Annotated in this window: 13 protein-coding genes; 7 read left to right on the top strand and 6 right to left on the bottom strand. The window is 55.1% G+C overall.

Annotated features, from left to right (window positions below):
- Nucleotides 1-237 precede the first annotated feature (237 nt).
- Entirely contained in the window at nt 238-2,955 is a 2,718-nt protein-coding gene (locus KIS77_08840) for a hypothetical protein (protein ID MCW5922437.1), read from the top strand.
- A gap of 17 nt (nt 2,956-2,972) precedes the next feature.
- Here the strand turns inward: KIS77_08840 and KIS77_08845 are convergent, their stop codons facing one another.
- Together KIS77_08845 and KIS77_08850 are read right to left on the bottom strand one after the other, a co-directional pair.
- Nucleotides 2,973-5,051, bottom strand: a complete 2,079-nt coding sequence (locus tag KIS77_08845) for a hypothetical protein (protein MCW5922438.1) — start codon at nt 5,049-5,051, stop codon at nt 2,973-2,975.
- Nucleotides 5,052-5,275: 224 nt separating this feature from the next.
- A complete protein-coding gene (locus KIS77_08850) occupies nt 5,276-5,683 on the bottom strand; it encodes a 6-carboxytetrahydropterin synthase (protein ID MCW5922439.1) in 408 nt (135 codons plus the stop codon).
- A 343-nt stretch (nt 5,684-6,026) separates the two neighbouring features.
- On the opposite strand from KIS77_08850, the gene KIS77_08855 reads away from it, so the two are divergent.
- The 4 genes from KIS77_08855 to lpdA are packed head-to-tail and all read left to right on the top strand — an operon-like array spanning nt 6,027 to nt 10,357.
- Nucleotides 6,027-7,214: a hypothetical protein gene (locus KIS77_08855; protein ID MCW5922440.1), complete on the top strand. Its 1,188-nt coding sequence runs from the start codon at nt 6,027-6,029 to the stop codon at nt 7,212-7,214.
- Complete coding sequence (locus KIS77_08860; protein ID MCW5922441.1) at nt 7,207-7,479, top strand: hypothetical protein; 273 nt, start codon at nt 7,207-7,209, stop codon at nt 7,477-7,479. The genes KIS77_08855 and KIS77_08860 overlap by 8 nt, the downstream gene beginning before the upstream one ends.
- Nucleotides 7,480-7,517: 38 nt before the next feature.
- Nucleotides 7,518-8,915, top strand: coding sequence for a hypothetical protein (locus KIS77_08865; protein MCW5922442.1), 1,398 nt, complete (start codon nt 7,518-7,520; stop codon nt 8,913-8,915).
- A gap of 35 nt (nt 8,916-8,950) precedes the next feature.
- Nucleotides 8,951-10,357, top strand: a complete 1,407-nt coding sequence (gene lpdA / locus KIS77_08870) for a dihydrolipoyl dehydrogenase (GenBank protein ID MCW5922443.1) — start codon at nt 8,951-8,953, stop codon at nt 10,355-10,357.
- A 61-nt stretch (nt 10,358-10,418) separates the two neighbouring features.
- On the opposite strand, the gene KIS77_08875 is transcribed toward lpdA, so the two are convergent.
- The gene (locus KIS77_08875; protein ID MCW5922444.1) at nt 10,419-10,880 is read right to left on the bottom strand and encodes a nuclear transport factor 2 family protein; all 462 of its coding nucleotides are present in this window, start codon (nt 10,878-10,880) and stop codon (nt 10,419-10,421) included.
- A 110-nt stretch (nt 10,881-10,990) separates the two neighbouring features.
- Nucleotides 10,991-11,380, bottom strand: coding sequence for a DoxX family protein (locus KIS77_08880; GenBank protein MCW5922445.1), 390 nt, complete (start codon nt 11,378-11,380; stop codon nt 10,991-10,993).
- Between the two features lie 347 nt (nt 11,381-11,727).
- Between KIS77_08880 and KIS77_08885 the strand changes: the two genes are divergently transcribed.
- A complete protein-coding gene (locus KIS77_08885) occupies nt 11,728-13,170 on the top strand; it encodes a hypothetical protein (GenBank protein MCW5922446.1) in 1,443 nt (480 codons plus the stop codon).
- A gap of 2 nt (nt 13,171-13,172) precedes the next feature.
- Here KIS77_08885 and recG read toward each other — a convergent pair whose 3' ends face one another.
- Nucleotides 13,173-15,320 (bottom strand): ATP-dependent DNA helicase RecG, encoded by a 2,148-nt coding sequence (gene recG, locus KIS77_08890; GenBank protein ID MCW5922447.1) that lies wholly within the window; start codon nt 15,318-15,320, stop codon nt 13,173-13,175.
- 311 nt (nt 15,321-15,631) lie between these two features.
- The gene (locus KIS77_08895) at nt 15,632-17,023 is read right to left on the bottom strand and encodes a hypothetical protein (protein ID MCW5922448.1); all 1,392 of its coding nucleotides are present in this window, start codon (nt 17,021-17,023) and stop codon (nt 15,632-15,634) included.
- A gap of 206 nt (nt 17,024-17,229) precedes the next feature.
- On the opposite strand from KIS77_08895, the gene KIS77_08900 reads away from it, so the two are divergent.
- Nucleotides 17,230-20,793, top strand: a complete 3,564-nt coding sequence (locus tag KIS77_08900) for a SprB repeat-containing protein (protein MCW5922449.1) — start codon at nt 17,230-17,232, stop codon at nt 20,791-20,793.
- The last annotated feature ends 214 nt before the right edge of the window (nt 20,794-21,007 follow it).

The following is a 21,007-nucleotide window of genomic DNA, read 5'->3' on the forward strand; positions in this document are numbered from 1 at the left end:
CACTCAAAACCCTCCACCGCAACAAGTCTATTTAAATATTCGATGTCCAATGCTCAATGTGCAATGACTTATGCGAATCAAGGGTTAGAAAATTGACTTCATTTTAAGCGACTTACGTTTACGAAACTTTCAAAAGTTTCGTAAACGTGGGTGCTTAAAAATATGATTTTCAACACTTTGGGTTTTCCAACTCTTGATTCGCATGACTTACACGAACCGAACACAATTTTTATTCTCATGAAAAACATCCTCCTCCTCTCCATACTCCTCCTCGGGGCGCTCGGCCCCGCCCTTTCGCAAAAGCGCCTCCACGTCAACCATGCCGCCACCGGCCAGAACAACGGCTCGTCGTGGGCCGACGCCTACGCCGACCTGCACGCCGCCTTTGCCGCCGCCCAGCCCGGCGACGAGGTGTGGGTGGCCGGGGGCGAGTACAGGCCCACGGGCGACGGCAACCGCGACTCCTTTTTCCTCATGCCCAGCGGCGTGCGGCTCTACGGCGGCTTCGCCGGCACCGAGGCCAACCTCGCGCAGCGCGACTGGCAGGCGCACCCCACCGTGCTGAGCGGCGACATCGGCGCGGCGGGCGACAGCACCGACAACTCCTTCAACATACTGGTGATGGGCGAGGCCGCCGACGGCACGCTCTTCGACGGGCTGACCTTTCGCCACGGCAGGGCGGAGCCTCCCATCCTGACCGGCTTCCCCTTCCCGCGCAACGCCTGCGGCGCGGCCGTCCACATCAACGCCGGCGGCGGGGTGGCCTACCCGGTGTTTCGCAACTGCCGCTTCGAGCGCAACCACGCGCGCCTGCACGGCGGGGCGGTGTTCGTGCACGCCGCCGCCGACGGCTCCATGGCCGTCCAGTTTCTCGACTGCGTGTTCGAGCGCAACAGCGTCGGGGCGGACGGCGGGGCGGTTTACTGCACCGGGCATGTGGGCGTCGAGCGCGTCCCGGATTTCGGCAACTGCACCTTCACGGCCAATCAGGCCGCCCGTTTCGGCAAGGCGGTGCTGTACAAGTCGCTCTCGCAAGACGACACCCTGCAATACCTCAACTGCCGCTTCTACCTCAACGGCGACTCCACCCGCTGGGTCTTGGAGAACCACTCAGGGAACCACTCCAGGGTTGACAGCTGCCTCTTCGACGGGAACCTGTCCATCAGTTTCAGGGACGATTATTTCACCTCCGGGAACTTTACCCAGACCTCGCACGTGACGAACTCGAGGTTCCTTAACGGCATATCGTTCAACGCTTACGGGCAAAAAGAATGTAAAATTAAGAAATGCCTGTTAAAAAACAACGTAGGCGGGATAGTTGCTTCTATCCACTCACAAAATGGCCTCAAGATAGAAGTGACCGACTGTGTCGTGGATTCATGCGTCATCTCTTCTGTAGTTGATGCTTATTGTGCGCCCGGCGGCGACTGCGAGTATTCCAATCTGGTCATCAGGAACAACAGAAAGGTTCCCGGCAGCATCGGCATGCGTGCCTTCGCCGTCTGCTACAACACGCCCAACGTGCGGTTCCGCAACATAGAGATTGCCAACCACGACAGCATGCACCTGTACGGCATAGCCCCCCAATACACCACCTCGCTCAACTTCAGCCACCTCAGCGTTGTCGGCAACAGGCTCTACTACCGCCAGAACCACAGCTCGTCCGCCCCCGTCCCGACCAAATACCGCAACAGCGTCTTCCACGCGAACACGGACATCGGGCCGCTCAACCTGTTCGGCACCTATCCGTCGGTGACCTTCGACAACTGCGCCCTCGACTCGCTCGACTGCTCCCCGCCCAACGTGACCTGCAACAACACCCTTATCGGCCTCGACCCCATGTTCGTCGACCCCGACGCGGGCGACTTCCGCCTCCAAGCCTGCTCGCCCCTGCGCAACGCCGGCAACAACCTCCATGCCGCCAACATCCCCACCGACCTCGCCGGAACCCCCCGCATCCAGGACGGCACGGTGGACATCGGCGCCTACGAAACCCCCGCCCTCGCCCTCGCCGCCGAGCCGGGGGTGTCGCCCGCCTGTGTCGGCGGGAGCAACGGGAGCGTTGCCATCGCCCCGCAACACGGCTGCGAGCCTTATGGCGTGGCGTGGCAGTCCGGCCCCCTCTCCGGCGACTCGCTCTCCGGCCTCGCGCCCGGCAACTACCTGCTCACCGTCACCGACGCCAGGGGAAACTCCCTGACGGCCTCCGTCACCGTGCCTGCCGCCCCCGCGCCCACCCTGCAGGTGGACGGACAGCCCATCTCCTGCTTCGGCGCCGCCGACGCCATGCTCTCCGTCAGGGCGCTCACCGGAAAGCCCCCCTTCGCCTACCTGTGGTCGCCCTCCGGCGCCACCGACTCGGTGGACACGGGCCTCGGCCCCGGCCCGGCCTCCGTCACCGTCACCGACGACTGGGGCTGCACGGCCACCTTCTCCTTCGACATCCCCGAGCCGGACACCCTGCAGTTCGCCGCCACCGTCACCCGGCCCTCCACCCCACAGAGCGCCGACGGGGGCATCGTGGTGAACAGCGTGACGGGCGGCACGCCGCCCTACGCCTACCTGTGGGAGCCGGGCGGCAGCATGGAGGCCATTCTTGCGGGGCTGTCGGAGGGCACCTACGCGCTGACGGTGACGGACGCGCGGGGCTGCGAGGCGGCGTGGACGTTCGAGGTGAAGGCGCTGGTGGGCGTGACGGAGGCGGAGGGCGTGGCGACGCTGGTCATCTGGCCGAACCCGGCGGGGGAGTCGGCGTGGCTGAGGTGGGAGGGGGCGATGCCGTCGGTGCTGGAGATGTACGACGCTCGGGGTCGCTTGGTTCGGTCGGAGCGGGTGTCGGCGGCGGGGGAGCGGTGGCGAGTGTCGCTGGAGGGGCTGGCCGCCGGGGCGTACGCGGTGATTTTGCGCGACGGGAGTGGCAAGGCGGTGGGCGTGGGAAGGTTGGTGAGGGGGTGAGGGGGCAACGGAGGAGATTACCCATCCTCGAAGTTCCCGACCAAACTTGCACGCGGCACCTCGATGCTGACAAATGTACCCCGACCTGGGGCCGATTCCAAGTGCATCTTACCTCGCAATGCCTCTACACGGGTACGCACATTCGAGATACCGATGCCATCGGTACCATTGTGGGATGCGTCGAAACCCTGACCGTTGTCTTCCACCGTGAGGAGCAGGTTGCCTTCCACTTCGAGCAGTTGTAGATTGACCATTGAGGCTCGAGCGTGTTTTAGCACGTTGGCAAGGAGCTCTTGGGCGATGCGGTATAGGTGGATTTTTGTCACGTTGCCAACTCGGTCTAAGGGATAATTGGCATAAAACTGAACGTTTAGCCCTTTTTGGGCCTGCTGGATGCGCACCGTCAATTCTTCCAAAGCAGTTTCCAGCCCGGTGGTATCGAGTGTTTTCGACATAAGGTCGTGCGAAATGCCGCGCACCTCGTGATAAATCGCGTCGAGGTCATCGGCGATATCGGTCATTTTTTGGGCGAGCTCATGGTCGGTCGAGACATCCTCCCGCATGGCATCCACTTTCATATTAACTGCAGCCAACTGCACACAAGCACTGTCGTGGAGGTCGCGAGCGATGCGGCGACGCTCTTTTTCGATGCCCAGAATAAGCTGCTCGCTCAATCCTTGTTCTTTGGCTTGTGCCATACGCAGTTCGGTTTTTTGGTTTACTTCAATCAGCCGCAAGTAACGTCGCACCGCAAAATTGAACACCAGCACCATTTCCAAGAAAAAGGCTCCAATGACAAACGGCGAGAGGAAAAAGGTGTTGGCGATGCGAAACGAGGCCAAGACGCGGTCAGCCAAGTCGAAGCCCGTGGACCCATAGCCCAGATGCTGGAGCGAGGTGATGCCGATACCGATGCAGTTGAGCGCGATGACCAACAAAAGCCAAGAAAAACGTCGGCGCTTTTTCAAAAACATCTCGCGGAACAGCCAAGCCAGCATGGCCAAACTAAACAGTCCCAACAGGCCTAAAAACAATATGAACACTTCGCTCGTGAACTTCAGGTTGAACACCCAGACGATGAATCGCATGGCTTGCAGAAACAACGTGAGCAGAAAAACCCCAATGAAGGATTCCGCAAAATAGTTGAGCCGCGGCGAGCTTTTAGGCAAATCAAAATAGAGCCTGAAATACTGAATACCCAATACTAAGCGGAGGTTGTTGAGCACCATCGGCACAATGTGCTGCAAATCGCCGTTATTTTTCCAAATATACATGAAGCCCAACCCCAGATGCGCGGGGATGAATAGTGCCGTCACCAACACATAGCCAAAGTAGTACCAATGGAAAGACTGCTTGGAAGCAACAATGAGAATGGCCAATAAAATGAGAAAAAGAACGGTGAAGACATAAAAAATGGTCATTAGGATGTCCACCGTCCATTGTTGAGGCCCCCCTTCCACTCGTTCTTTTCGGTCAAATATCAAGATGCGCAGGTGCAGCGGCGCTTCGGACTCGAATTTCAGGTAAAACCACGCGACACTGTTTGGGGCGATATGGGCAGGGAAGAGGAAATTGCGGAAATTGGAGTCAGGGCGCACGCCAAACCTGAAATTGGTACCCGTCAAAAGCCCGGTGTCTTTGAGCGAATTCAGTGAATAGTATTCGATGCGGTTGATGAAAGGATTGACCACTTCGACCAAAAAATCCTCTTTATCGGTTTTGTTTTCCAATGCAAACCGCAGCCAATAGACATCACGCTTGTCCCAGATAAAGTTGCAGCAACGCTTTTTTGTTTCAAAAAATGAATCGGGCAAAGCCTCCAAGAGCGCCGCCGCACTGATTTTTCCGTTCGATTTGAGCTCGAACAACGAATCCAGCAAATGCCTCCTTGTCGAGTCGCGCCCTCGGTCGTTCAGCACCTGCACGCTTACATGACGCTCGAGCATATTTTTGGTCGAATCCACAAACATCGCTGCCGTCAATTCCTTCGGCTTGAATGTGTTCGATGTGCTGCGAAATTCAAGTGGCTGACACCACACAGCGCCCGTCGCCGTCAGCAACAGGCTGATAACATAGAACAAGCTTGCCTTTTGCATACGATAGCAAGGATTAAAAATGAGCAGGGAATCAGCCACTTACAGCGCAAAACAGGTTGTTTCCCCCAGAAAAAAATGGGTGCGGCAAAAGTGACGGACTTTTGGGCGGACAGCCAAAGTCGCGCATAGGGATTTTGCAAAAAATCACGGTAATACCGGATTTCCGGGAACAGAACCTGTTTTAAAACTTCTGCCGGAGCAGGAAGGGGCTTTGAAACAAATGCTTAGGCGGGATACTCCACGAAATTGCGCGGTGTCTCGTAAAGCCGCACATGAAGGTCGTATTTTTTCGGAATCTGCTGGCGCAGAATCATGTAAATCACCACGCAGATATTTTCGGCGGTCGGGTTCAGGTTTCTAAATTCGGCGGTGTCCAAGTTCAGGTTTTTGTGGTCAAATCGCTGTTCCACCTCGCGTTTTATCAAATCGGCCAGCCAACCGAGGTCAATCACCATGCCCGTGTCGGGGTCAATATCACCTGTCACCTTCACCTCCAACTCGTAGTTGTGGCCATGCCAGTTGGGGTTGTTGCAAAGCCCAAACACCTCTTTGTTCTTGGCATCCGACCAAGCGGGGTTGTGCAACCGATGGGCGGCGTTGAAATGAGCACGGCGAATAACGGCGACTTTCATGGAGTGTGCGAATAGGTGACAGCAAGTTGGCTCATAAAACCGATACGGGCAAAAATAGTTTTTTTGCAAATCAGGTACTCGATATTGCGCTCATTCACTCAATCTTTTGCCGTACCTTCGCCCTCACGCAAAAACCTTTTCAACAGCACAGTCACATCTGACTCTCCATATACGAGGCAAATTTTCGCCAAAACATAGTCCGACGAATCCATTGACAACCATGCACACGGCCCCAATCGTCTGACCCAATTTCAAGTCAATAAGCGCAGTGCTGTCTGCGAAGGTTTTGTGTTGCCACGTCGTGCCATTAGCCAATCAAGCGTGGGGTTCTTTGCACAAAACAATGATTTTCAGCGACATTATCGGCCAAAGCAGGACCAAGACATTCCTGCTCCAACTCGCACACAGCGAGCGCATACCCCACGCCTTGCTGTTTTTGGGGCCGACGGGCAGTGGCAATTTGGCCTTGACGCTCGCGTTCGCCCAGCTGTTGCAATGTGAAAAAAATCCGACAAGCCGCAAAGCCGAACCAACAGAAAACAGCCTCTTTGGAGCACCCGACTCCTCCGAAAACCACCCACCCGCGCCTGCGCTCCACGATGCTTGCGGCGAGTGTTCCGCCTGCCGAAAAGCTGCCCAATTTGCCCATCCCGACATTCATTTTTCTTTCCCGACCGTCGGTGCCAATGCGGTCAGCACTGACTATCTCAAGCAGTGGCGTGCGGCACTTGCCGAAAACCCTTACATGGATGCAAACACCTGGCTACAGCGTCTGGGTGCTGAAAACAAGCAGGGCAACATCACCAAAGACGAGTGCAATGCCATCATCAAAAAACTCAGCCTCAAAGCCTTTGAAGGGCGCTACAAAATACTTGTGATGTGGCTGCCCGAATATCTCGGCAAAGAGGGCAACCGCCTGCTCAAGCTCGTCGAGGAGCCACCTGAGCAGACGATTTTTTTGTTGGCTGCCGAAAATCAGGATGCCATTCTGAACACCATCCTTTCTCGCTGCCAATTAGTCAAGACCGACCTGCTGAGCGACGAGGAAATAACGACGGGCCTGCATCTGCAACGGGGCCTCGACGAGAGCCGCGCCCGGCAAATCGCCTTTTCGGCCGATGGCGACTTTAGCGCCGCGCTCCACATCGCCGACAACCCCGAAAACGACGATGCCCGCTTACTGCTCGACTGGCTCCGCAAATGCTGGCGCGGCAACGGAGTGGAACTCGTGAAATGGACAGAGGACTTCGCCAAGCTAGGCCGCGAAAACCAAAAGCAATTCCTCCACTATGGGCTGCATTTCTTGCGTGAGCTGATGGCGCTGGTCCTGACGGGCAACCCCAACCTGCGCCTGCAACCCGAAGAACTCGCCACCGCCCAAAACATGGCCAAAGTGCTCAACTTCGACAAAATAACCCGATTGGTCGGCCTTTTCAACGACAACATTTACTACGTCGAACGGAACGCCAATCCGAAAATCCTTTTTCTCGACACCTCCATCCAAATGAACCACATTTTGAAAAATGCCTGAAAACAAACAGACATTCACCTTGAAGCGCATCGGGCTGATTGCCCTCATGACGGCGCTCATTGGAATCGGCGCTTACGTCACGGCACACGAGTTCAACGATGGCGTCATCACCCCAGCGGTCATAGGCTCCGTGTTTCTTGGCATGGCCTTCCCCAATTTGCTGATAGCCGGCATGATGCGGTTGTTCCGAGTGCATGTGGGAAAAATCTTCCTGCTAATCGCCGCCGTTTGCATCATCGTCGGCATAGTGCTCATATCCGTTTGACCTCAAACCAAACCAGTCACCAATAACTAACAACCAACATGGGATGCATAGGATGTTCCTGCTCGACAGGTAAAGATAGCGTAAGCGGGTGCCGCTCCAATGGCGGCTGCGCTTCCGGCGGCTGCAACCGCCACAACACGTTCGATTGGATAACCGCCCTCGGCATCGTGGATGCCAAGCCCTTCGATATCGTGGAGGTCAGCTTCAAAAATGGCTCCCGCAAGGAGTTTTTTAAAAACCCACCCTACACCCGTGCCACCACCGGCGATTGGGTCGTGGTGGAATCCCCATCCGGGGGGTTCGATGTGGGCAAGGTTTCCTTGTCGGGAGAGCTCGTGCGCCTGCAAATGAAACGAAAGCGCGTCCGCCCCGATGCCCGGCTACAAACGGTGGTGCGCAAAGCCCACGAGCGCGACCTTGAACGCCTCGACGAAGTGCGCCACGCAGAGAAAGAGGTGATGGTGCAAGCCCGCGTCATCGCCCGCACGCTTGATTTGGACATGAAGATTGGCGACGTGGAGTTCCAAGGCGATGGCCGCAAATGCACCTTTTATTACACCGCCGATGGGCGCGTGGATTTTCGCGAGCTCATCCGAAGCTATGCCCGTGAGTTCAAGGTGAAAATAGAGATGCGCCAAATCGGGGCACGCCAAGAGTCGGCTCGCGTTGGCGGCATAGGCAACTGTGGCCGGGAACTGTGCTGCTCCACTTGGCTCACGGAATTCAAAAGCGTCAACACGGCCGCGGCCCGATACCAAAACCTCGCCATCAACCAGACAAAACTGTCTGGGATGTGCGGCCGCCTTAAATGCTGCCTCAACTACGAACTTGACACCTACATTGACGCACTCGAAGACTTCCCCGACCGTGCGGAAAAACTCAAAACCGCCGCAGGATTAGCCATATTGGTCAAGACCGATGTGTTCAAACGCCTCATGTACTACACCTACGCCGAAAATCGCGGCAAGCTCTATGCGATTCATGTGGACCAGATATGGGAGGCGCTGGACATGATAAAACAAGGGCAACTGCCGGGCAGCCTCGACGATATCCTCGCCATGGCCCCGCCACCAGAGGTGGATGAGCCAGAAGAGGCAGAACCTGACTTCGAAAATGTGCACGACGTGGTAGAACTCCCCATCGAAAAACGCAAGAAAAAGAAGAAAAAGAAAAAGAAAAGCCGCGACCGCTCACAGTCCGCCGCTGCTGCTGTGGAGAAAGCAGCCCAACAGGACAACCTGCCGGTGGCCAACCGACGAGAGCAACCACGCAACAAGCCAAACAACAAGGAAGATGGGCGGCGGCCACAGCCCAATCAACCTCCAGCGAAAAGACAGGAGGGCAACGCCCCACCTGCGCCCAAAACCAACGATGCCGCTCATCACCGCCAACGCGACAAACGAAATTTTAAAAACAAAGGGCCGAAGAAAAACTGAACAAACAAGATTAATCTGTTGTCTTACATAACATTATGACTTACGACGTCACCATCATCGGCTCCGGCCCCGGAGGATATGTAGCCGCTATCCGTTGCGCCCAATTGGGACTCAAAACAGCCATCGTCGAACGCTACTCCGTGCTCGGCGGCACCTGCCTCAACGTGGGCTGCATCCCCTCAAAAGCACTCCTGGACTCATCCGAACACTACCACAACGCCCACAAAAAATTCCAGACGCACGGTATTGACCTCAAAGACTTGAAGGTCAATATGCCGCAAATGATTAGACGGAAAAACGAGGTGGTGCTCGACAACAACAAGGGGGTGGAGTTCTTGATGAAGAAGAACAAAATAGACGTGTTTTATGGGCACGGCTCGTTTGTGCATAAAAACCGCATCAAAATCACCAGCTCGAGCGGCAACGCCGAGGAAATAGAGACCAGCAAAGTCATCATTGCGACAGGCTCCAAACCCATCGTGCCAGCCAATTTCAACTACGACAAAAAGCGCGTCATCACTAGCACGGAAGCGCTCAACATCGAGAAAGTGCCGGACAGCATGGTCGTCATCGGCGGCGGTGTCATCGGGCTGGAATTGGGCAGCGTGTACGCCCGTTTGGGCACCAAGGTCATTGTGGTGGAGTTTCTCGACCGCATCATTGCAGGCATGGATGCCGACTGTAGCCGCGAGTTGATGAAGAGCATGAAAAATCTTGGGGTCGAGTTCCACCTGCGCCATGCCGTCACCGAAGTCACCCCCTCCAAATCAAAAGTGAAAGTGGTCGCCCAAAGCCGCGACGACGATTCAAAAAAACTTTCTTGGGATGTGGACTACTGCCTCGTAGCCATCGGTCGCCGCCCCTACACCGACGGGCTTGGCTTGGAAAACGTAGGCATCGCCTTGGATGAAAAAGGCCGCATCCCTGTGGACGAGCATCTGCAAACCACCGAGCCAGGCATCTACGCCATTGGCGACGTGGTACAGGGCGCCATGTTGGCGCACAAGGCGGAAGAAGAGGGCGTGTTCGTGGCAGAGACGATTGTCGGTCAAAAGCCACACATTCACTATCACCTCATTCCCGGCGTCGTCTATACCTGGCCCGAAGTGGCAGGCGTGGGCTACACAGAGGAAGAGCTCAAGGAAAAGGGCATCCCTTACAAGCCCGGCAAGTTCCCCTTCCGTGCCTTGGGCCGCGCGCGTGCGAGCATGGACTTGGACGGCATGGTGAAAGTGCTGGCACACAAAGAGACCGACGAAATCCTTGGCGTGCATATCGTGGGCGCCCGCGCCGCCGACATGATAGCCGAAGCCGTCGCGCTCATGGAATTCCGCGCCTCGGCAGAAGATGCCGCACGCATAAGCCACGCGCACCCCACCTACACCGAAGCATTCAAAGAGGCGAGCTTGGCTGCCACCGCCAATCGGGCGCTGCACATGTAGTCAAAAGACCCAATCCATGCGCGCTCCGCCATGCTCGAGCTTTGTTGTTTGTGTCATAGCCTCATTCCTTGCACCCCCGCCGTCGCGTGTCAATGATGTATTGAATCTTCCAGCCATCGGTGGTCTTGACTAATTGGAAAGAATTAGTGCCGCAGTGCGACACTTTGCCATTCACATAGAATTTGTAGGGCGTCCATACGCTGGCGAGCGATTTTTCGGCATGGATGGCTTCGAACGTGATTTCCTCCTTATACTTGTCTTTGGTGGGCGTGCCGATAAAGCGGACAAATTCGTCAAAGTCCTCGGTATAGACCTGCATCTGGCTATCCTTGCTGGCCATGAAGGTCTGGAAAACAGGCTTGTCGGTGCAGGCGCTTTTGAGCAGCACCGTATCGCCGTTTTCCATACCTGCAAAAAAGTTGTTGATGACGGCCTTGATGGCCTTGTCTTCTCTTTGGGCGGAGAGAGCCGCCGTCAGAAACGCGGCGGTAATCAATAAATAATAAGCACGGCTTTGTCGCATGAGAATTTGTTTTTGCCCAAAAATGGGAGCTCATGCGAGGACATGGGTCGTTTTTCGATAAAAAAAGCCTGATAAAGCGCGGGAGGCCGCTTCGACTGGCTGAATGCAGGTCATGTCGAAAACCATTTCCCGACCACCGGAATCTCCCGCCGATGCAGCCAAGACAACACAGCGCTCCCGGCAAAAACAAGGAGGGCCAGATAAAACAACAAGCCGCCATCGCCTTGCACTTCGATGCCCAGTTGGGTAAGGTGCGAGAGGATGGCGCCACTCATCACGCCCAACGCGACGACAGCGCCCAAGCCAGTGGTGCGCGGCCATAATATCAAAGCAGAAGCCACCAGCTCGACCACCCCGGAGCCGACGCGACCCCAAGGCTCCATGCCCAACGTTTGGAAAATCCACACACTTTCGGGCGCGCCCGTAAATTTGAAGAAAAGGGTTTGCAGGAGAATGCCCGCCACCAACAGACGGAGTGGCCACACAAGGATGTTTTTCATATAGAAAGGAGAATTTTGTAAAAAAAATCGCCACAAAAGTCGCCCACTCATCCGGTTGGAAAAGTTCCCTGCGTAACATTACGCAAATAGTTGCTCGAAAAGTCGCTTCACGGACACCTCACCTCTTTCGACCATGATTTTTCAAATTGTGCCTACCTTTTTTCAAGGGCTTTGAAGGGGCGAGCTGTCGGGGCAAACGCACCGCTTCGGCGGATTCAAGTTTCATATACAACTGAATTTAGACCCTTCCCACATAAAAACCTTAACAAATATTTGCATCCTCACCAGACAGACTTTACATTTGGAGCTGCAAACAATCGAATCACCTCCAAAACAATTAGCCAGCCATGCTTACCCCCTACCATCGCCCGCTGCTAAGCGCAGCTGTTTGGGTACTCACCTGTTTCACCATCTCTGCTCAAACCACCCTCTCCTCGCTGCTCGAACAGCCTGTCAGCGATATTCCCTTGTATGACACTACCGCCTGCAAGGATTGTATCTTGCTTCAGGTGCAATATGGGGATTCCGAGTTTCGGAACCTCGATGTGTTCAAGCGCTTCGATGCAAAAAACATCGCGCAAGTGGACGTGGTGTATAGCTCGTTTTCGCGCACGAAAAACTTTGACCAAGTCTCGCTCAATCGCGAGCGATTGACCAACCTCGAAAAAGCCTCTCCCGGCCTCTTCGACAACGAGTCCATTAAATGGAATATGTTGCGCCAAACCAACTGCCGCACCCTCGAAGAAAGCGAGCGACTGTTCCACGGGTTCGTGGTGCATCTCGCGTCTGGCGTGGCGGTGCGCAGCAACGACGGCACGCTTATGCCCGCACCCTCACCCGTCGTACCCACCAAAAAATCATCGAACAAAACACCGCTCGTCACCCGCGACTCCACCGTGCGGGAAATGAGCGTCTCCATGCGCGAAATCACCAAACGCGAATGCGAGGAAACGGGCAAATACATTCCGAAAAACAAGGACAAAGCTCGCAAAGGTGTGCGATACGACAAACCGGGGCGCAACCGCATCCCGGAGAAAAAATGTCAGACCAAATCTCTGGGCTATGCCTACGACACCACTTACTTCGACCGCCGTATCAAGATAAATGCGGCCACTGGCAAGGCGATTGACCGCTCGCTGGATATAGACCGCCGAAGGGACACAACCGTAATAGATGCCATGGATCGCAATTGGGACGACTGGCGGAAAGAGAAAGTCATCGTGGTGCAGGATGTCACGGGTAGTATGAGCGGCTACCTGACGCAAATCTTCATTTGGCACGAACTCTACGCCTCGAAAGGCGTGGAACACTACGTTTTTTTCAATGACGGCGACGGGAAACCCGACAAGGACAAGGTATTGGGCAAGGTAGGAGGCATCTACTACGTCCAGTCGAATCGCCTGTCGGAGATTCAAGAGGTCGCCCATAGAGCAGCGCGAGCCGGCAGCGGCGGCGACAATCCCGAGAACAACATAGAAGCCGCCATATATGCCCAGACGAGGTGTCCCGATTGTAGCATGATGGTGATGATAGCCGACAATTACGCCCCAGTGCGCGACTTCAAATTGATGAGCGAGGTGAGGAAGCCCGTTCATGTGGTGGTGTGCGGCGGCAATGGAGAAGAGGTACATTCCGACTACATCAGCATCGCTGCCCTCACGGGGGGAGCGGTGCATACCTCCAAAATGGACCTCGACCTGAAAGGCAAAGCAGTCGAAGGCACATTGCTGGCAATCGGTGAGCGAAAATATATCTTCGAGAAGGGACGGTTTTCTTTGAAAACGGATTGAGCTCAGGAGATGCGGCTCCACACCCGCGCTTCCTTGCCTTCCGAGGCAAGGTGCTGCCGGAGCCGCTCGTGTTCGGGGGCTGCCAAGGCAGGGTCGTCCTCCAAAATACGCAAGGCTATCTCCCGCGCCGCCGTCAGAATCTGTCCGTCGCGGGCAAGGTCAGCGATGAGGAATTGGAGCATACCACTTTGTTGAGTACCCTCTATATTGCCGGGGCCGCGCAGCCGCAAATCCGTCTCCGCGATGACAAAGCCGTCGTTGGTCTGGCACATCGTCTGGATGCGTTCGCGGCCATCGGCGCTGAGTTTGAAAGAGGTCATCAGGATGCAAAAACTCTGCTCCGCGCCGCGCCCCACGCGCCCACGCAACTGGTGAAGTTGCGAGAGGCCGAAACGTTCGGCGTTCTCAATCACCATCACCGAGGCGTTCGGGACATTTACCCCGACTTCTATGACGGTGGTGGCCACCATGATTTGTGTCTCGCCGCGTACAAAACGCTGCATTTCAAAGTCTTTGTCGGCAGCCTTCATTTTCCCATGCACGATGGAAATTTGATACTGCGGCGGCGGGAAATCGCGGCTCAATGCCTCATAGCCCGACATCAGGTTTTGCAGGTCCATCGTTTCCGTTTCCTCTATCATCGGATAAACGACATACACTTGCCGCCCCTTGGCAATCTCGTCGCGCATGAACCCCTGCACCCGCAAGCGATGGTGCTCGCTCTTGTGCATCGTGGTGATGGGCTTGCGACCGGGGGGCAACTCGTCTATCACCGACACGTCCAAGTCCCCATACAACGTCATGGCAAGCGTGCGCGGAATCGGTGTGGCCGTCATCACCAACACATGGGGCGGCCCGGCGGGATTTTTCCTCCACAGCGCGGCGCGTTGCTCCACGCCGAAGCGGTGCTGCTCGTCTATGATACTGATGCCCAGATTATTGAATTGCACCCAGTCTTCAATGAGCGCGTGCGTCCCGACGACGATGTGGAGCTCGCCGGAGGCCAGCTGTTGCAGAATGGCCTCGCGCTTTTTGCCTCTCACCGTGCCGCTAAGGAAGCCGACGCGGATGCCCAAATCACCCACGAGTTCGGTGATGTTGGCAAAATGCTGCTGGGCGAGGATTTCGGTGGGGGCCATGAGCACCGCCTGAAAGCCGTTGTCCAACGCCATGAGCATCGTCATCAAGGCCACGACGGTTTTGCCAGAGCCTACGTCGCCTTGCACAAGACGATTCATTTGTTTGCCCACGGCAAGGTCGGCACGGATTTCCTTCAATACCCTTTTTTGCGCGCCAGTGAGTTCGAAGGGTAGTTTTTCGTGATAAAATTTATTGAAAAAATCGCCGATTTTGGAAAAAACGAAGCCTCGAATGGCATCTTTTCGGCGGGTGCGAATTTGCAAAAGGCGCAATTGCAAGAAAAACAACTCCTCGAATTTCAGCCGCCGCGTGGCTACGTCGAGCTCTTGCTGGTTTTCGGGAAAATGAATCTTGTTCAAGGCTAACCAGCGCGAAGTCAATTTGTATTGCGCGGTCAGATAATCGGGCATCGTCTCCGGCAAATCTGTCGGGGAAAGCCCGTCGAGCAGGGTGCGGATGATTTTGCGCAGACCTTTGGCGTCAAGCCCTTTTTGGGTCAGTTTATCGGTGCTGGGATAGACGGGGTCGAAGGTGCGTTGCCTCACCCCCGGCCCTTCTCCGGTTGGAGAGGGGTCGAGGGTGAGGCTTTCCATCTCCGGGTGGGTGATGTTAAAACGGCCATTGAACTCGTTGACACGCCCAAAAACGATGTATTCTTTGCCGACGGTGAGGCTTTTTTCAAGCCATTGCACGGCTTGGAACCACACGAGCTCCATCATCCCCGTTTCGTCGCGGAGGCTTCCGACAAGCCGCCGGGCGCGACCTTCGCCGAGGGTTTCGAGGCGACGGAGGGTGCCGCGTATTTGCACCAGTTCGCCTTCGGTGTGGATGTCCCGAATCTTGTGGAATTTGGTGCGGTCAATGTATCGGAAGGGGAAATGGAACAGCAGGTCGCGGCAGGTGAATATGCCCAATTCCTTTTTCAGCACCTCCGCACGTTGCGGACCGACGCCTTTGAGATATTCGATGTTGGAGTCGAGGGTGGGCACGTTGGATGGTGACTTGTTGATTTCGTTATTTGCCTGTATGGGCTTTGATATTTGCGAGGGCTTCTTTTTCGAGAGTGTTCAGAAAAGTGTGTCAAACCATACCGGATGTTTTCTTTTTACGCAATACACGCCGCGCTTAAAGGAATGTAAATTATTGAAAACCAAAACTCTGTGCCCTTCGTGCCTCTGTGTTTTCTTATCGTCTCCCTTGGGATGACACAGTTTTCTGAACACTCTCTCTTTTTCAACAAATCATTCAATGATGAAAAAGAAGGGTTGTTCATGGCAATATGGTTGTGGGTTTTTGTCTGGCAAAAGTAAAATAGTTTGTTTTAACTATCGAGCATCTCCAACAGCCATTCTTTCTCTGTCAGTATTTCTTCCTGTTCTATGGCGGCGCGCAAGGCGGCGGTGGCGGCGGAATTGTTGAAATTGAGCGCCATCAGCTGGCGGGTGTAATGCACGATGCGGCTGTAATTGGTGCGGTGGTAGCCGATGGCGGTGTGCCGACGGATAAAAGTCTGCATGCTTGACAGGTGGCTCTCCAGCAAATCGTATTCGGCGGTTTCGTAGTAGATTTTGAGTTGCAAGGTTTTGGCAATCAAGTTATTGATGAGGTCTTTGTAGTCGGAGCGCTGCAAATTGAGCAGGGCGGTTTTGTAGTCGCGGCGAGCGTAGGCCACGCGAGCGAGGTTGAGTTTGGCGGAAGCCTCGCGCCACTGGCGCTCGAGGTACGGCTTGTATTGGTGGACGAATCCCTCGGCCCAGTCCGTCTCTCCTGTGCGCAGCGCGATGGCGACGATATTGTTGAAGGCAAAGCGCGAGAGCAGCCCATGTTCGAACAAAAGGTCTCGTTGGAGGGCACTTCGGTAGAGGTCGAGGGTGACGCGCAGCCACCCCTCGGCGGATTCATTGATTTTTTTGATGCCAAAATTGATGGCCAGCAAATAAAACGAGCGCAGCTCTTCGGGCGGAAACTGGTCGGAGTGCGCCAGCAGCATCTCGCGGAATTTTTCAAAATGCGCTTCCGCTTTCGCGTCGGCAAGAAAATGATAGCAGTGGAAATACAGCCCGATGGCGGGGATTTCCAGCAGATTATGCGCCTCGACGTGCAACAGTATAGATTCCAGCATCCCGATGCGATAGTCGGTCTTGAACACAGCCTGATGCGACAGGGCAAGGCAAGCCAGTCGCAATTTTCGGGCGATGTAGGCCGTGTCCATCAGGTCGGAGGTGCTTTGGAGGTTGAGCGATTCGGTGCGCTTGGCGGAGGTGTCGAATTGATATTGCTCCCATTCCAACAAGTTCAGGTCGTGGTAATATTCGGCATGGCGCCACGGGAGATGCTCGCGGCTTTGGCGGGCTTCGCGCAGCGTGATGTTGAAATGCCGGCTCAATCCCCGTTTGCGATAGGCAGCGGCGAGGCGGATTTTGGCGCGGTCGGCATCCTCGAATTTCTCTTGGTACATCCAGTATTTTTCCAGTAGGGCGAGCAGGGCGCTGTTGGCGAGTCGGAGTCTTTGGTCGGTATCCGCGCCGATGGCCGCCAAAGCACCCGCCGCTTGGGGAGATGTTCCGGCCTCTCTACATTCGTGCAGATAGTCGAACAGCGCCACCGACTGCGGGTTGGTGTTGAAAAATGGGGAGCGCACGAATTTGCTGAACTCGCGCAATTCGGCGGATGTGAGCGCGGCAAACGCTTCGTGTAGGAGTATTTTTTCCATGCGGAGCAAATTTATACGCGCATTTCGGCATAATAAAAATTACTTTATTTATTTTAAATTACTGATAATCAATTTTTACAAAAAATAAAATCTAAAAATGGTGTTACAATCGTGAAAATTTGTCTTTGTTCGGGCAAGCAGCATCCCGAATTTTTGCAGCATCAAAGTCTGCGTTCATTCAACTCGCAACACATTCAATGATTCCTATGACATCCGTACGCTACACATGCTCGCTCCTGTTTCTGTGCCTGCTGCTGGCCACAACGAAAAACGCTCACGCCCAATGCACAAGCGACGCGGGTTCCCTTGGCTTTTTGCAGGGAACCACTTGCGAAAACGACCCGCTCCATTTCACACACAATGGAAACCAAGTATTGGACGGCGATGACATTTTGCTGTTCGTGGCCTACACTGGCGATGTGCCCAATGCAGGCAACGTGTTTGCCACCTCAACGGATGAAAGCTTTGCTTACCAAAGCGACTTCCTCGCCAATTCGCCTTTCAAAATAGCCGCCGTGGCAGGCAACAACCTCGGCGGCACGATAGATTGGAACGACCCCTGTCTTTCAGTATCCAACGCGCTGGAGGTGACATATATGCCACCTCCCACCATCTCGGTCACCGTCAGCGGAACGCTCACCTGCCTCACCCCAACCGTGACGATAACGACCAGCAGCAATCAGCCCAATGTCACATACTTATGGACAAATGGTTTTGTTGGTCCCAATCCACCGATTTCGCAACCGGGCTTCTACTGCGTCACCGTGACCAATCAAGCGGGATGCACCGCCACCGAATGTGTCGCGGTGGTGCAGAATGCAATACCTCCGATTTCCGATGCCGGGTCGCCGCAACTCTTGACTTGCACGAACAGTCAGGTGACGCTAACGGGCGGCAACTCCTCAACAGGGCCGAATTTTACCTATCAATGGGCCGGGCCGGGTATCACGCCTGCCAATGCCAATTTGCTCAATCCCGTTGTCACCTTGCCCGGCACCTACACGCTAATAGTGACCAACACGAGCAATGGTTGCACATCCTCCAGTTTCGTGACGGTGACGAGCGACAACGCCATACCCTTTATTAACGCTGGGCCAGACACGGGCATACCCTGTGGTGGCGGCACGGTCACGCTCAACACCATCGCCCAACCGCCGGGACAAGTCGTCTTTTCTTGGGTTGGACCCAATAATTTCACCTCCACGCAACAAAACCCGGTGGTGAGCGGGCCGGGTGTCTATACCTGCGTTGCGACCCTCGTCAGCAATGGATGCACGGCCACCGACGAGGTCACCGTCTTTCCGGGGCCGGCAATACCGCAGCAGGATTTTGAGGTCACTAATGCCTCGTGCCAAGGGCTTAGCAATGGCAGCATTGACTTAACGCTCTCCTTGGGGCAGCCGCCATTTGAATTTTTATGGACAGGGCCAGATGGCTTTTCCGCAAGCAGTGAGGACATCAATAATCTTTCGCCCGGCACCTACCGCATCGAAGCAACCGACGCGACAGATTGCACCTACTACGCCGATGTGACCGTGGGCTTGGCGGGAGGCATCGTGATACCCGCTCAGCAAATCCTTGTCACATCTGCCACCTGTCCCGGAGGCAACGACGGGGCTATTTCTTTTTCTATTACAAGTGGTACACCGCCTTACACCATTGCTTATCAATGGAATGGGACACCCAATGTGCCAATCGTCAACCCAACCAATCAATTCACCTTGAACAACTTGCTTGCTGGGATATACAATTTTACGATAACCGATGCCAACGGCTGCACCGCAATCGTTCCTCCAATAATTATTCAACAACCGCCCTCCATTACGAGTGTAGTCAATGAATTGTCCAACACTTGTGAGGAGGCCGTCATTCAAGCACAAGCATTTGGCGGAACACCCCCATACACCTACTCGTGGTCAGGCCCCAGCAACTTTACCTCAGCTCAACCGACCATAGTCGTGCCTGCGGGAAATAGTGGGCTTTACACCGTCACGATTGTTGATGCAAATGGTTGTTCGAGCATCATTTCTTACATTGTTCAAACGACAGGCGGCGACTGCGGAAATCTCTCCGGCCACGTCATCCGCGACGTTTCCGAAAATTGCCTCGCCGACTCAGGGGAGCCGGGGCTTGCGGGGTGGCTTGTTCGAGCCGAAGGAGCGAGCGACACCATCTATGGTGTCACCAATTCTGTGGGAAAATATGTGATAGGGGTGCCGCTTGGCAATTATGTGGTGACGGCGATTCCGCCGAACACCCTGTGGGAACTGTGTCCGGTGGGAACCGTCGTGAATGTAAATGTCACGGGCGATACCCTCCCCGTTGACGACATATTGGTGAAAAAAGTGTTCGACTGCCCTGCTCTCACGGTTTCCATTGGCACGAACCTGTTGAGGCGCTGCTTCTCGACCAATTATTACTTTGTCTCGTACTGCAACAATGGCACCGCCACCGCCGAGGATGCCTACGTCCTTATCACCCTCGACCCGTTCTTGCTGCCAGTAGGTGCCTCGCTCCCATATGCCGACTTGGGCAACAACCTCTTGCGCTTCGCTCTCGGCGAGATAAATGTGGGTGAGTGTGGTAGTTTCAGCCTCCAAGTAAAGGTCAGCTGCGACGCGGTGTTGGGGCAAACCCATTGCACCGAGGCACATATTTATCCTGATAGCACTTGCCTGCCATTCGACCCATTCTGGTCGGGCGCAAGCCTGCAAGTGAGCAGTCAGTGCGACGCGGACTCGGTGCGTTTCGTCGTCGAAAACATCGGCAACGGCAACATGGGTGGACCAGTGGACTATGTGGTCGTCGAAGACGCGGTGATGTTCATGTCAGGCGTGCTGCCCCCCCTTTTGGCGGGAGAGTCCATGACGCTTGCATTTCCGGCCAATGGCAGCACTTGGCGGCTCGAAGTGGAGCAAGAGCCATTCCATCCCGGCAACTCTCAGCCCGCTCTTTCTGTGGAAGGGTGCTCTCCTACGACTGTGTTTTCGACGGGTTTTGTCACCCAATTCCCCAACGATGAAGCCGACCCGTGGATAGACATTGACTGCACCCAAAACATTGGTGCTTACGACCCGAATGATAAACAAGGCTTCCCGAACGGCTACGGCCCCATGCACTACATCCGCCCCGGCACCGAAATCGAGTACCTCATCCGTTTCCAAAACACCGGCACCGACACTGCCTTCACAGTCCGCATTGTGGATACGCTTTCTGCTTGGCTCGACCCGGCCACCATTCGCCCCGGCGCGAGCAGCCATGCGTACCAATTCAACCTGACTGGCCCGGGCATCGTGGAGTTTCTTTATGAAAACATCTTGCTACCCGACAGCAACGTGAATGAGCCGGCCTCCAATGGTTTTGTCAAATTCAACATCCTGCATCGGGCCGACGCGCCATTAGAAACGGTGCTCGAAAACAGAGCGGCCATTTATTTCGATTTCAACGAACCCGTCATCACCAACAGGACTTATCACCGATTGGGCGAAAATTTCATCGTGCGCGCATGGCAACCCTATATGCCCGGAGCCGTGATAACGGTGGCTCCCAACCCGTTCGGCGACTGGGCGAATCTGGAAGTGAAAGGGCTGCACAGTGGCACCCCATTGCGCTTGCGAGTTTATGATTCGCAAGGCGCTATGGTACACGAAATGGAAAGCCCCTCGCCCGTGTTTGCCTTGCGCAGAGGCAACTGGTTGCCCGGGGTTTATCTGTTCTCCGTCGAGCAGCGAGGCCAATGGGTAGGTGGCGGCAAATTGGTGATCAGGTAGCGCAGTTCGAGAAAGGAGACAGACGCATTCCACGCCCACGATTCGACGAAGCGCCCTGCACGGCATCCATGCCATGCGGGGCGCTTCGTTTTGCCTTTGAAAAAAATGCGGATGTTTGCGCGGCAAAAAAAAATGAGGCAGTGCCACCACAGCACTACCTCAGCCCTAACCAAATAAAACCAAATTATTCTTCAGCGTATCTTGCTTTCTGCAA

The sequence above is a fragment of the Saprospiraceae bacterium genome, from assembly GCA_026129545.1.
GTDB lineage: Bacteria > Bacteroidota > Bacteroidia > Chitinophagales > Saprospiraceae > M3007.